We start from the raw sequence: 13,653 nt of genomic DNA, 5'->3' as shown, positions 1-13,653 counted from the left end.
GAGGGACAGACGAACCTGCCATAGGCTATCGTCTTGTCTCTCAAATCCTCAACGGCCCGGCGCGCTCCGCGCTCACGCCGCCCCCCTTTCCGGCTTATGTTTTCAATAGGTTATCCGACGTTTGCAATCCAAGATTGCAACTTGTACGGGTTGCCTATTGAACTTCATGCAAGTTCTTCACTGCGACTTATGCACAAGTCCACATCCCCAGGCAAGGCCCCGTTGCAGCGCAAGCCCGTGCTCACAAGAAACGAACAAACAACCAGCAACTCATTGTTTTTTCTAGATTTTTATTAAGCGGTCAAATTTTGATCAATTCAAGTAAAGCCTCTTCACCATACGCCTTGCGAACGTTTTTCCAACAATCGTTCACAGACTTATCCACAGACCCTGTGGGCAACATAAAACCCCTTGCACAACAGCGCTCTAACAGGATGTTGAAAAAGGGCTTCCTGCCCTTTTTCAACTCGCCTCGTCGCCGCGCATGTCCGCGACGGGCTCCGAAGGTCAATCACTTAGCGTGATTGACCTTCGCGCAAGCCTTCCATGGCTTGCCTTAACAGGCCGTTGAACGACTTTTTCAACGACCTGCTAACGATGCGCCAGACGCGTCGGAACATCAGGAAAGGTCCAGCGTCAGGCGGCCATAGATGCCCGGCTGCCAGCGCCGTGTCGGGAGGAAGTCACTCTGTTCACCCAGCAGGTACTGGCCGACCAGCTCCATCCGCAGACCCTGCCCTCCCACGCGGAAACGTTTCTCCAGGCGCAGATCCAGCCGGTCCTGAGGCTCCAGCATCGGATAGGTGTACCAGAGCCAGCGCATCGCCCCGACATGGGAATACACGCCGGATACGGTCCAGCCATCCTCCAGCCGCTTGCCGACCAGCAGGGAGCCTGCATGACGCGGCGCGGATTGGTCGTAGGCGTAGCTCTGCCCGGCAACCTGCTCGAGGGGGCTCTGCTCTGCGAGCTGTGTCCAGGCGTAGCTCGCATGCAGGCGCCAGCCCTCGGCGGGACGGGCATCCAACTGCAGTTCGAGACCGTGCAGATGAACTTCGCCGAGATTGGCGAAATCCCCCACCAGGCCTGGCAGGCTGGTCAGTACGCCGGTTTCCGGGCGCAGTGTGGGCTTGATCATGTCGGAGAGATGATCGCGGAACAGGCGGGCATCGAGGCCGAGCCTCTGGCTCGGCCGATAGATGTAGGCCAGTTCGAGGCTCCGCACATGCTCCGTCCGCAACCCATCCCCGCCGTCGAGTAGGCTGGAGGCGATCACGCTGTAGACCCGGGTACTGCCATCGAGGGTCGTATAGCTCTTCACCCCCTGGCGCTCATAGAAAAATGGCGTGCGCCGACCCTCGGCATAGCCGACGCGCCAGGTATGTCCAGGCTGCGCATGCCAGAGGACGGCAATGCGGGGGCTGAACTCAGCCGGATTGAAGCTGGAGGACTCCAGCATGCCGCCGAAATTGAGCGTGAGGGGAGGCGCCATGCGCCATTCGGCATTGGCGAAGGCGCGTCGGATGGTGTTGTCCCGCTTCTCCGCGGAGCCGAGGAAACTCGGACTCTCGATCCGGTCCTCGCGCCAAGCCAGGCCCACCGAGCTGCGCAGCGTGTCAGACCACTGAGTGTTGTGCTCGTACTCCGCATCCAGGCGCTCACTGTCATAGCCCTCGGCGATGACCAGCGGGGCGGGCAGCAAGGGATGGGGAAGGAGATAGCCATCATCCGTTTGCGCATCACGTGAGCGCGACAGCCTGAGCACCCCGTAGTGGCTCTCGTTGTAGCCGTGGCGCCACTGCAGGTATTGGTAGTCATTCTTCCCCGTCGTCTCGCGCGCCGGCCCGCCCTCGGCCAGGCCATTGAGGGCGGGGTCGCCGCCGATGCCCTTGTCGGCGGTGGAGATGCCCAAGGCCAGGCTCAGCTCGTCGTCACGCCCAGCGTCCAGTTCGAATCGGCCGTTCAATGCCTTGAGGTGACGGTCATCGTGGATCGGCGTCTCCATCCGGCTATATCCATCGTCCCGCTGGGACAGGGCATTCAGGCTTCCTGCCCACCGGCCGTGCTGGAAGCCGTAGCTTGCCTGCACGTCACGCTCACCGTGGCTGCCAACGAGGACCGAGACCCGTCCGCCGGTCGACTCACGTGCCGGGCGGGTGATGATGTTGATGGTGGCAAGGAAGGCGTTGCTGCCGTAGTTGACCGTGTTCGGCCCACGGATTACCTCGATGCGCACGATCTCGTCCAGCTGCACCGGCAGATCCAGCCAGTACACGCCCCCCATCGCCGGGCTGTAGATCGAGCGGCCGTCCACCAGCACCTGCATGCGGCGCGAATACTCGTCGGTCATGCCGTGGTAAGCCACACTCTGCAGGTTGCCCACCTTGCTGCCCACCTGCATGCCCGGTACCAGCAGCATCAGATCGGCGATCTTGCGCGCCCCGGACAGCCGGATCATCTCCTGGTCAATCACCGTCACCGCAGCGGGAGATTCCTGCGGTGCCTGGGGCAGGCGCGCAGCGGTGAAAATGAGTGACTCGTCATCGACCGGGCTGCCCGCATGGAGCAGCCTTGGGACAACAAGGCCAAGAAATATCAGGAACGGCAAGGGTCGATCCATAACACGCTTCATCCAGCAAGACCGGCAAGCATCGGATAACTGAACAGGGAGAGGTGCAACAGGTTGACCGTCAGATGGGCGGCCATCGAGGCCTCAAGCCTTGAGCGGCCCAGATGATACGCAATCCCGTACCCCACGCCGGCGATGCTTGCGCCGATGATCCAGCTCAAGCCGCCCGCGAAATGCGCCAGCCCAAACAGTACACCGGCGAGGACGATGGCGACAGCCACCGGGACATGGCGGACCAGATGACGCTGCAGGAACCCCCGGAAGAAACCCTCCTCCATCGCCAGCGTCAGCACCTGCCCACCCAGCCACATCAGGATGAACGCCGCCCCGGGGAGGCCGGGCGCAAAAGCCAGGTCGCCCAGCAGGTAGCCCGCCCCGAGTGCGGGTATCGCAGTCAGCAGCCCCACCCCCACACCCAGCCGGATCGCCCGGACTGCGCTCGCCCAACGGCCCCCCAGCGGATGCATGGCGAGCAGAAGCAGCGTGATCGCGACCAGTCCGAGGCTCACCCCGCGCACATAGGCTTCTGAGCCAGGTTTGATGGCCTCCGGTCCGAACACCACGACCTGCGTGAATCCAGGCAGCAGGCCGAACCCCATCGCCAGCGCCAGCAACGCGAAGACCAGCCCGCTGACTGCCCGCGCATCGGGCTGAAGGCGCCAGGCCATCAGTAGCAGAACGAGCAGAGCGGCCAGCCCCTCGCCCCCGATCACTCCAAGGCCGAATCCCGCCAGCGCCACCACACCAGCCAGTCCCAGGCGACCATACCGCCCGATCGGCAACCAGGCCGCGAGCACTGCAAGGATGGCGAAAACAAAAATGACAACACTCATGGAGTCGATTGTCGCCGCCCTGGAGGGATGGAGGGAAGCGTGGGCAAAGGCTCCATGCCCCCCCTGCGGGGCGGCTGCAGGCCGCTCACGGCGGGCTGGCCTGCGCATCGAGAAGATGATGCGAATGCAGAAATGCAAAAAGCCGTCCAAATTGGACGGCCTCATGCAATCAAATGGTGGTAGCGGGGGCAGGATTTGAACCTACGACCTTCGGGTTATGAGCCCGACGAGCTACCGGACTGCTCCACCCCGCATTCGATGGGAGGCATTATAGACATCTCACCGTCCTTGTCAAGGCCAAATTGCGCCATCGCCCAGATGACAAAACCCTTCGTGCGCGACTGGGCTATGCTGGTGGGGCAATGATGGATCAGCAGGGAGACCCGCATGCGCTACGTCCGACTCTTCGAAGAATTGACGATCAACGATGTCCCCCTCGTCGGCGGCAAGAACGCCTCGCTGGGCGAGATGTTCCGCACCCTCAAGCCCAAAGGGGTCAACGTGCCAGGCGGCTTTGCCACCACCGCCGAGGCCTACTGGGCGGTACTGGAGCACAACCACCTGCGCGAGCCCATCTTCGACCTGCTAGCCGGACTTGATGTCGACGACGTGGTGCGCCTGGCCGAGGTCGGACAGACCATCCGCGACTGGCTGACCCATGCCGACCTGCCGGACGAACTCGCCGACGAGATCGCGGAGGCCTACCGCAGGATGTCCGGGCCGGATGGCGCGACGGTCGACGTCGCCGTGCGCAGCTCGGCCACGGCGGAGGATCTACCGACCGCCTCCTTCGCCGGCCAGCAGGAGACCTACCTGAACATCCGCGGCGAAGCGAGCCTGCTTGCGACCTGCAAGCGCGTGTTCGCCTCGCTGTTCACCGACCGCGCCATCGCCTACCGCGTGCATCAGGGCTTCGCCCACGACAAGGTCGCCTTGTCGATCGGCGTGCAGCGCATGGTGCGCTCCGACCTCGCCTCCTCCGGGGTGATGTTCACCCTGGATACCGAATCCGGTTTCCGCGATGCCGTCCTCATCACCGCCGCCTGGGGCTTGGGCGAGAACGTGGTGCAAGGCGCGGTCAACCCGGACGAGTTCCTGGTCTTCAAACCCACCCTGGCAAGCGGGCACCGGCCGATCATCAAACGCCAGCTTGGCAGCAAGGCCATGCGCATGATCTACACCCACGACAGCCTGGCCGGCCGCTCGACCCGCAACATCGAGGTTCCGCCGGACGAGCGCCACCAATTCTGCATCAGCGACGATGAGGTCCTGGAGCTGGCGCGCCAGGCGGTCATCATCGAGCAGCACTACGGCCGTCCGATGGACATCGAGTGGGCCAAGGACGGCAACACGGGCGAGCTGTTCATTGTCCAGGCCCGCCCGGAGACCGTGCAGACCCAGGCGGACGCGAACCTGTTCAAGCAGTACATCCTTAATGAGCGCGGCACGGTGGTCGCGGCGGGGCGCAGCGTCGGCCAGAAGATCGCCGTCGGCCGCGCACGCGTCATCCTGCATGCACGTGACATGCATGAACTGCAACCCGGCGAGGTACTGGTGACCGACATCACCGACCCGGACTGGGAGCCGATCATGAAGCGCGCCTCGGCCATCGTCACCAACCGTGGCGGGCGCACCTGCCACGCCGCCATCGTCGCCCGCGAGCTGGGCATCCCCGCCGTGGTTGGCTGCGGCGACGCCACCCAGACCGTGCCGGACGGCGAGGCGGTGACCGTCTCCTGCGCCGAGGGCGACACCGGCTTCATCTATCAGGGTGCCCTGCCCTTCCGCGTGGAGGAGCAGCGCCTGGATGAGGCAGCAACCCACACCCGCACCAAGGTCTACCTCAACGTCGCCCAGCCCGAGCAGGCCTTCGAGTTCTCCCGCCTGCCGGCGGATGGCGTAGGCCTTGCCCGGCTCGAGTTCATCATCATGCGCGGCATCCAGGCCCATCCGAATGCCCTGCTGCATCCGGACAAGGTCGACGAAGCCACCCGCGGGAAGATCGCCCACCTGATCCGCGGGCATGCGGATGGGCGCGATTTCTTCGTCAAGCGCCTGTCCGAGGGCGTGGCGCAGATCGCCGCCGCCTTCTACCCTCGCCCGGTGATCGTGCGTTTCTCTGACTTCAAGTCGAACGAATATGCCTCCCTGCTCGGCGGATCAGGCTTCGAGCCGGACGAGGAGAACCCGATGATCGGCCTGCGCGGGGCGGCACGCTACCACCACCCGGACTATGCCGAAGGTTTCGCCCTCGAGTGTGCGGCCATGCGACGGGTGCGGGAGGAGATGGGCCTCACCAACGTCGCCCTGCTGCTGCCCTTCGTGCGCACGGTGGACGAGGCGCGCGAGGTCATCACGTTGATGGAGAAAAACGGCCTTGTGCGCGGCAAGGCGGGGCTTGCGCTCTACATCATGTGCGAGATCCCCGCGAACGCCATCCTCGCGGAGCCGTTCCTTGAGCTGTGCGACGGCTTCTCCATCGGCTCCAACGATCTGACCCAGCTCACCCTTGGCGTGGACCGGGATTCGGGGCTTTTGACCGGCTTCGACGAGCGTGACCCGGCGGTGCTGGAGCTGATCCGCATGGCGATCAAGGCCTGCAAGAAACAGGACAAGTACATCGGCATCTGCGGCCAGGCACCGTCCGACTTTCCGGAGATCACCCGCTTCCTGGTCGAGCAGGGCATCGACTCCCTCTCGCTCAACCCGGACAGTCTGCTGAAGATGCGGCAGGTGGTACGCGAAGCAGAAGAGGGCTGAAACGGCTAAGGAGGCGCTGAACCAATCATTCTCCCCTCCCCCTTAAAGGGGGAGGGGTTGGGGGAGAGGGTGATAACCCGTTGCCCCCCTCTCCCTAACCCTCCCCCACCAGGGGGGAGGGAACGTGTCCCATTCCAGGTTTTTCAGCATGTCCCAAAGCCGCTGGCAGGAAATGCTGAGGCGGGCGGATATGTTCGCTCCAGGCATTGACGATGCCGCAGAAGAGCTGGGCAGTCATCTGGGCATCGTAGAGGGCACCGTGCGCCTGCTTGCCATCCCACGCCAGCCCCGCCTCGGCGCAGGCCTTGGCCAGCACCGTCTGGCCGTAGGCGAGACCGGACAGCGTGGCGGTGTCGAACACCGTGAACGGATGGAAGGGATTCCGCTTGTGCCCGGTGCGGGCCACCATGGCGTTGAGGAAACCGAGGTCGAAATGGGCGTTGTGGCCGACCAGCACGGCGCGCTTGCAGCCCTCTTCCTTCATCGCGCGGCGAATGGGGGCAAAGATCAGGTCCAGCGCCTCACGCTCCTCCACAGCATGGCGCAGCGGATTGAACGGGTCGATCTTGTTGACCTTCAGCGCCTCCTCAAGGATGCGTGCCCCTGCAAACGGCGCCACGTGCACACCGACCTGCTCCCCCGCCCCCAGTCGTCCCTCGGCATCGAAGCCGAGGATCACGGCCCCCATCTCCAGCACCGCGTCGGTGGAGGCCTCGAAGCCGCCCATCTCCATGTCCACGACCACCGGAAGAAAGCCGCGGAAACGGGCAGCCATCAGGCCCTTGCCGTGCTCGCTCACGTCAGGCGCCAGTGCAGAGCCTCGCCCGTGCGCAGGGGCACCAGCTCCACGCCCGGTTCGACCTCGATCGGGGCCGGCGCGGTCCACGCCTCCTTCACCAGCGTGATGCGGCCCTCATTGCGCGGCAGGCCGTAGAAATCCGCGCCGAAGTGGCTGGCAAAGCCCTCCAGCCGCCCCAAGGCCCCCGCCTGGTCAAAGGCCTCGGCGTACAGCTCGATGGCGGCGTGCGCGGTGTAGCATCCGGCACAACCGCAGCTCGACTCCTTGGCGTTCTTCGGGTGCGGCGCGCTGTCGGTGCCGAGGAAGAACTTCGGGTTGCCGCTGGTGGCCGCCGCCACCAGCGCCTGGCGGTGCTCCTCGCGCTTGAGGATCGGCAGGCAGTAGTAGTGCGGACGGATACCGCCGACCAGCATGGCGTTGCGGTTGTACAGCAGGTGGTGGGCGGTGATGGTGGCGCCGACATTGGCCGGGGCCGCCTTGACGAACTCGGCGGCATCGCGGGTGGTGATGTGCTCCATCACCACCTTCAGCTCAGGAAAATCACGCAGCAGGGGCGCGAGCACACGGTCGATAAAGACCTTCTCGCGATCGAAGATGTCCACGCCCGGATCGACCACCTCGCCATGCACGCACAGCACCATGCCCTCGCGCTGCATAGCCTCGAACACCGGGTAGACCGCGCGGATGTCGGTCACCCCGCGGTCGGAGTTGGTGGTCGCCCCGGCCGGATACAGCTTGACGGCATGGACGATGCCACTCGCCTTGGCGCGGGCGATCTCCTCGGGCGGCGTGTTGCCGGTGAGGTAGAGGGTCATCAGCGGCTGGAAGGAGGCTCCCGCAGGCAGCGCGGCGAGGATACGCTCACGGTACGCCCGTGCATCCTCGGTGATCACCACCGGCGGGACGAGATTGGGCATGACGATGGCGCGGGCAAACTCGCGCGCCACGTCAGGCAGCACCGCCTTGAGCATGGCGCCGTCGCGCAGGTGGATGTGCCAGTCGTCAGGACGGGTCAGGGTGATCTGCATGCGGAGGCTCACACGATGGGCTTGTTCTGTTCAAGCAAAAGCCCGGCGGACCGGGCTCATGCGCGGCATCGGCAGGGGGTTACCACGCAAGATAGGCGTAGCCTTTCTCCTGCAGCTCCATGATGGCCGCGGCGCCGACTTCCTCGACCTGGGCGAAGTCCAGCATATCGGACTTTTCCCAGCCGATGGTCTTCATGGTGTTGCCACAGGCGATGTACTTCACGCCGTAGTTCTTGGCCTGGGACTCGACGCGCTGGCGCAGGATGGCCGGGATGTCACGCTTCGGGTTCTTGGCGAGCAGGTGGATCCCCGAGCCGAACACCACCACCGCGATCGACACATTGTCCTCGTACTTGGTCAGCATGGCGCTGATCGAGTTGAGAATGTGCTCGATGTACTCCCACTCGGAGTGGTTGAGCTGGTAGACGATCTTGTGTTCGGGCGGATCCCCAGGGAAACGCTCGCCCTTCTTGGCCTCCTTCTTGGCTTCGGCAGCCTGCACGGCGGAGGAAAGACCGAACAGGGCCCCCACGGCGGGAAGACCGGTCAGAAATCGGCGGCGGGCGTTGCTCATCCAGGGACTCCTTATCAATTTTTCGGAACTATACCAAAAGTCCGGTCTATGAGGCGCGGGGCCCCATCCTCCCGTCCTCAGGGCCATCGCATGAACCTGCCCCATCGCTCTGAAGGCTCGCGTAGGAGCGGCGCCCTCGCCGCGACAGGCACGTCGTGCTCAGACCATCTCATTGTTCTCTTTGGCAGCGCAGGACGCCCCAGGTTCCGCGCATGTCACATGGACCACAGCCAGGCCGCGCCGCGCACACCGCTGGAGTCGCCATGCAGGGGGGCGAGGAGACGGGTAGCGACCCGGTCGGAAAACACGTACCGGCCCCACAGCTTCGGCACGTTGTCATACAGGCGGCGCACGTTGGACATCCCACCGCCGAGCACGATCACGTCCGGGTCGAGGATATTGATGACGTGTGCCAGACTCCGCGCCATGCGATCCTCGTAACGCTGCAGGGCAGCCTCGCACACGGCATCCCCAGCCTCGGCACGAGCCACGATCCCGGGCGCCTGAAGCCTCTCCCCGGTTTCCGCTACGAATACGTTCGCAAGGCCGGTACCGGACAGCCAGGTCTCGATGCAGCCGTGCTTGCCGCAGTAACAGGCGGGCCCCGGTCGCTCCTCATCCGTCGGCCAGGGCAGCGGGTTGTGTCCCCACTCCCCGGCGATGGCATTGGGGCCGGTCAGGGCATGGCCGCGCACCACCACGCCCGCACCGCAGCCGGTGCCGACGATCACGCCGAACACCACCTCCGCCCCGGCCGCAGCACCATCCACCGCCTCGGACAGGGCGAAGCAGTTGGCGTCGTTGGCCATGCGTATCTCTCGCCCCAAAAGCTGCTCCAGGTCCTGCTTGAGTGGCTTGCCATTGAGCACGGTCGAATTACTGTTCTTCATCAAGCCGCTCGCGGGCGAGATCGCCCCCGGCGTCCCGATGCCCACCGTGCAGGTCTGCCCGACCGCCCGCTCGGCGCGGGCCACCAGGCCCCCGATCGCCGCCAGCGTCCCCGCGTAATCCCCCTGTGGGGTCGGCACCCGCTCGCGGAAGCGCACCGATCCTGTATCGTCCAGCACGACGGCCTCGATCTTGGTGCCGCCGAGATCAATCCCCATGCGCATAGATCGCTCCCCTTCATTGGATGGCTGCGATTTGAGAACCATGTCCCGGCACTCACGACTGGGCAAGACGGTCGAGGCGCAGACGCTGGCGTTCGTCGAACAGACGGCGGGCACCCAGCTCGATCGCCAGCATGGCGCCCATGCCTGTCGCGCTGGCGATCAGCATCAGGATCATGATCTGGTACTTGACCGCCTCCAGCGGGGGCGTGCCGGAGAGGATCTGCCCGGTCATCATGCCCGGCAAGCTGACGATGCCCGCGACGGCAAGCATGTTGATGGTTGGAACCAGCGCGGTGTGCAGGCTGTCTCGCCTCAGGCTGCGCGAGGCGCGGCGCGCATCGAAGCCCAGCAGCAGCTGAGCCTCGATCGCTTGCCGCCCGGCCGCCGCGCCGCGGGTCAGACTGTTCAGCCCGAGGCCGATGCCGGTCATGGTATTGCCAAGGATCATGCCCAGCAGCGGGATGGCGTACTGCGGGGTGTACCAGGGGTGGACCTTGATGATCACCACCAGCGCCATCAGGGTGAGGGTGAAGGCCGGCAGGGCCATGGCCGCCACGCCGATCAGGTAGCCCGCGCCGCCGCGGATACGGCGCTGCTGGCGCGCCATCACCTCCCAGCCCGCAAGCAGAAGCATCACCACGCCCATCCCCCCGACCCAGAAGGGGTGATCGGCACTGAACAGGGCCTCCAGCACCAGCCCCACGAGCAGGAGCTGCACCGTCATGCGCACCGTGGACACGTACAGGGAGCGGGTCAGCCCGAGGCCATTGAGGCTGATCAAAATGCCCAGCAGCAGCACCAGCCCGGCGGCCAACCCGAGGTCAGAGGCCGTCAGCTCGATCAGGTTCATGCCACCCCCCTCGCCTTCAATTCGATGCTGCGATCCGCGATCCGACCACGCTGAGCGGGGTCATGGCTGACCCAGATCGCAGCCGCCTGCGTCTCGTCCAGATAGCGCCGAATGCACGCCTCCATCAGCAAGGTGCTTTCGGGATCGAGATTGGCGGAAGGCTCGTCCAGCAGCAGGACGCGCGGGCGCTGCTCGAGCATGCGCAGCAGGCCGAGACGCTGGCGCTCTCCGGTGGAGAGGCCTTCCACCTCGCGCTCGAGGATGTCCGGCGTCAGCCCCAGTGCGGCCAGCGCCTCCGGACTGGGCGGCATGGCGAAGTGCTGGCCGGCGCGAGGTGCCCACCAGCCGCTCTCGGCAGGCAGGTAGGCCACCTGACGCCGCCACTCGGTGGGGCGGACGGCCTGCTGAGGGACATCGGCGAGAAGGACTTCGCCCTCGTGCGGGTCGAGATCGGCCAGGGCGCGCATCAGCTGCGACTTGCCGACTCCGGAGGGGCCGTACAGGCATAACAGTTCGCGCGGCGCGAGGCGCAAGTCGATGGGGCCGAAATGGGGCCCGGAGAGGTGGCGTACGTGGAGCATGTGTGGCCAGGCAGGGCGGCCCTGCTAAGGACCGCGTGGATTGAGTCATCGCCTAGGCATAGTCCATGCCTATCGACCCCATATCAAAATACAATTTTATATATTGAAAAGTAATTTCTATAGTTCATCCACGCACCACGCAGTGGGCGATGAACCGACCTCTCACAGGAGACATGACATGTCCGAGACCATCGTATCCCTCCCGCGCCTCAATGAGCGCGCCCCCGAGTTCGACGCACCGACCACCTACGGCCGCAAGACCCTGAGCGACTACGCGGGCAAGTGGCTGGTCCTGTTCTCCCACCCGGCCGACTTCACCCCGGTGTGCACCACCGAGTTCACCGCCTTCGCCAAGGCGCACAAGGACTTCCAGGCCATCAACTGCGAACTGCTCGGCCTGTCCATCGACAGCCACTACTCGCACATCGCCTGGGATCGCAACATCGAGGAGAAATTCGGCGTCAAGATCACCTTCCCGATCATCGCCGACCTGTCCATGACCGTGGCCAAGGCCTACGGCATGGTCCACCCGGGAGCCTCCGACACCCAGGCCGTGCGCGCCACCTTCATCATCGACCCGAACGGCGTGCTGCGTGCCATGCTGTACTACCCGATGAGTAACGGCCGCTCCATCCCGGAGATCCTGCGCCTGGTCAAGGCCCTGCAGACCTCCACCGAGCATGGCGTGGCCACCCCCGAGGGCTGGCAGCCGGGCGACAAGGTGATCGTCCCGCCGCCCGCCACCGCCGAGGAGGCCGAGCGCCGCTTCAACAGCGGCGAATACGAGTGCGTCGACTGGTACTTCTGCAAGAAGTCCGTCTGATCAGACGCTCGGTCTTCAGCCCCGCCCCGCGCGGGGCTTTTCGCGTTTCAACCAAAGGGAGAACATCCATGGCCCCCTGGCCCCTGCGTCACCTCAGCCTGATGACCCTGGTCGAGGGCGCGTCCCTCATCACTCTGATCCTGATCGCCGTGCCACTCAAGCACCTCGCCGGCCTGCCGATCGCCGTCGCCATCGTGGGCCCGATCCATGGCGCCCTGTTCCTGTGGACCATGGGCGTGCTTACCCTGGTCGTACTGCGCGGTCATCTCCCCGCCCTCAAGGGCGCGGGGGTGTTTGTTGCCGCCCTGATCCCGTTCGGCGGGCTGTGGTCTCACCGCATGCTGGCACGCGCCGTTGCCGCCTACGGGGGCCGCTGATCAGTCGTTCTTGACGACAATGGTGGGGAACTTGGTGCTGTAGTCCTTCGCCCGCTGAGCAAGCCTCGCCGCGAGCCTGCGGGCGATGGCACGGTAGATCTTCGCGGTCGGGCTCTCGGGCTCGACCGCCACCGTCGGCCGCCCGGAATCGACCTGTTCGCGGATCGCGCGCTCCAGAGGCAATTGCCCCAAAAGCTCCACCCCGTACTCAGCGGCCATCCGCGCGCCGCCCCCCTCGCCAAAGATCGGTTCGGCATGGCCGCAGTTCGAGCACACATGCAGGCTCATGTTCTCGATGATGCCGAGCACCGGCACGTCCACCCGCTCGAACATCTTCAGGCCCTTCTTGGCATCCAGCAGGGCAATGTCCTGTGGGGTGGTGACGATCACCACCCCGGCCACCGGCACCTTCTGCGCCAAGGTCAGCTGGATGTCGCCGGTGCCCGGCGGCATGTCGATGATCAGGTAGTCCAGGTCGTGCCAGCGGGTGTCGTTCAACAGCTGCTGGAGGGCGGAGGTGACCATGGGCCCGCGCCAGATCATCGGGTTGTCCTCCCCGACGAGGAAACCGATGGACATGCTCTGCAGGCCATGGGCACGCTTGGGTTCGAGTGAACGCCCATCCACGCTGGTCGGCGGTTCACCCTCGGCCCCCAGCATGCGCGGGATGCTCGGGCCGTAAATGTCCGCGTCCAGAATCCCCACCTTCGCCCCCTCAGCCTGGAGGGCCAAGGCCAGGTTGACCGCGGTGGTGGACTTGCCCACCCCGCCCTTGCCGGAGGCCACGGCGATGATGTTGCGCACCTCGGGCAGGCGCTTGAGCGTCTTCTGCACCGCATGCGGCTCGATCACCCAGTCGAGGGTGACCTGCGCCACCTTCACCCCTTCGACCTCCCGCAAGGCGGCCTCGGCCTCGCGGCAGATCGCCTCGCGCACCCCAAAGGCGGGGTAGCCTAACCGCAGGTGGGCTCGCACCGTGCCGTCCTTGATTTCTAGCTCGTGCACCCGCTTGCCCTCGAACGGCTGCCCGAGTTCGGGATCGCGCACCTTGGCCAGAGCGGCACGCACTGCCTCTTCGCTCACCGTGCTGTCTTTTCTGCCGAAACCGAACAAGGCCATGCCATTCTCCAAAACAGTTTCAAATTCATACATCAAGGGGCAGGGCAACGCATGCGCCTGTTTCATCGTTCTTGAGGCCCGCGTAGGAGCGGCGCCCCCGCCGCGACAGGCGCATTGCGCGAGGGCTATCGGCGAGGGCGGGCCTCCTACAACTGACGATGTGGTAAG

At 65.1% G+C, this 13,653-nt stretch carries 12 protein-coding genes and 1 tRNA gene; 3 read left to right on the top strand and 10 right to left on the bottom strand.

Going from position 1 to position 13,653, the window contains the following annotated elements; translation table 11 throughout:
- Nucleotides 1–619 precede the first annotated feature (619 nt).
- The 3 genes from V6D91_RS00555 to V6D91_RS00545 form a co-directional block, all read right to left on the bottom strand.
- Nucleotides 620–2,608: a TonB-dependent receptor gene (locus tag V6D91_RS00555; protein ID WP_347317236.1), complete on the bottom strand. Its 1,989-nt coding sequence runs from the start codon at nt 2,606–2,608 to the stop codon at nt 620–622.
- A 20-nt stretch (nt 2,609–2,628) separates the two neighbouring features.
- The gene (locus V6D91_RS00550; RefSeq protein WP_347317235.1) at nt 2,629–3,462 is read right to left on the bottom strand and encodes a CPBP family intramembrane glutamic endopeptidase; all 834 of its coding nucleotides are present in this window, start codon (nt 3,460–3,462) and stop codon (nt 2,629–2,631) included.
- A 177-nt stretch (nt 3,463–3,639) separates the two neighbouring features.
- Nucleotides 3,640–3,716: transfer RNA gene (locus tag V6D91_RS00545), tRNA-Met, on the bottom strand.
- A gap of 133 nt (nt 3,717–3,849) precedes the next feature.
- Between V6D91_RS00545 and ppsA the strand changes: the two genes are divergently transcribed.
- The gene (gene ppsA, locus V6D91_RS00540; RefSeq protein ID WP_347317234.1) at nt 3,850–6,222 is read left to right on the top strand and encodes a phosphoenolpyruvate synthase; all 2,373 of its coding nucleotides are present in this window, start codon (nt 3,850–3,852) and stop codon (nt 6,220–6,222) included.
- A gap of 94 nt (nt 6,223–6,316) precedes the next feature.
- On the opposite strand, the gene rnt is transcribed toward ppsA, so the two are convergent.
- The 6 genes from rnt to V6D91_RS00510 form a co-directional block, all read right to left on the bottom strand.
- Nucleotides 6,317–7,021, bottom strand: a complete 705-nt coding sequence (rnt, locus tag V6D91_RS00535) for a ribonuclease T (protein WP_347317233.1) — start codon at nt 7,019–7,021, stop codon at nt 6,317–6,319.
- Nucleotides 7,018–8,049, bottom strand: coding sequence for a dihydroorotase (pyrC, locus tag V6D91_RS00530; protein WP_347317232.1), 1,032 nt, complete (start codon nt 8,047–8,049; stop codon nt 7,018–7,020). Before pyrC ends, rnt begins: the two co-directional genes overlap by 4 nt.
- A 79-nt stretch (nt 8,050–8,128) precedes the next feature.
- Complete coding sequence (locus V6D91_RS00525) at nt 8,129–8,623, bottom strand: DsrE family protein (protein ID WP_347317231.1); 495 nt, start codon at nt 8,621–8,623, stop codon at nt 8,129–8,131.
- 215 nt (nt 8,624–8,838) lie between these two features.
- Nucleotides 8,839–9,735, bottom strand: coding sequence for an ROK family protein (locus V6D91_RS00520; RefSeq protein ID WP_347317230.1), 897 nt, complete (start codon nt 9,733–9,735; stop codon nt 8,839–8,841).
- Between the two features lie 52 nt (nt 9,736–9,787).
- Entirely contained in the window at nt 9,788–10,585 is a 798-nt protein-coding gene (gene fetB / locus V6D91_RS00515) for an iron export ABC transporter permease subunit FetB (protein ID WP_347317229.1), read from the bottom strand.
- Nucleotides 10,582–11,166, bottom strand: a complete 585-nt coding sequence (locus V6D91_RS00510; RefSeq protein ID WP_347317228.1) for an ATP-binding cassette domain-containing protein — start codon at nt 11,164–11,166, stop codon at nt 10,582–10,584. The genes fetB and V6D91_RS00510 overlap by 4 nt, the downstream gene beginning before the upstream one ends.
- Nucleotides 11,167–11,344: 178 nt before the next feature.
- Here V6D91_RS00510 and V6D91_RS00505 point away from each other — a divergent pair, with 178 nt between their 5' ends.
- Complete coding sequence (locus tag V6D91_RS00505) at nt 11,345–11,989, top strand: peroxiredoxin (protein ID WP_347317227.1); 645 nt, start codon at nt 11,345–11,347, stop codon at nt 11,987–11,989.
- Between the two features lie 68 nt (nt 11,990–12,057).
- Nucleotides 12,058–12,366: a DUF3817 domain-containing protein gene (locus V6D91_RS00500; RefSeq protein ID WP_347317226.1), complete on the top strand. Its 309-nt coding sequence runs from the start codon at nt 12,058–12,060 to the stop codon at nt 12,364–12,366.
- On the opposite strand, the gene apbC is transcribed toward V6D91_RS00500, so the two are convergent.
- Nucleotides 12,367–13,485 carry an iron-sulfur cluster carrier protein ApbC gene (gene apbC, locus V6D91_RS00495; protein ID WP_347317225.1) on the bottom strand — a complete coding sequence of 373 codons (1,119 nt, stop codon included), beginning with the start codon at nt 13,483–13,485 and terminating at the stop codon, nt 12,367–12,369. It abuts the gene before it with no gap.
- Nucleotides 13,486–13,653 lie beyond the last annotated feature (168 nt).

Origin of the sequence: Thiofaba sp. EF100 (assembly GCF_039822285.1) — a bacterium.
GTDB lineage: Bacteria > Pseudomonadota > Gammaproteobacteria > Halothiobacillales > Halothiobacillaceae > Thiofaba.
The sequence above is the reverse complement of the archived record's forward strand: the minus strand, read 5'-3'. Positions and strand labels throughout refer to the sequence as shown.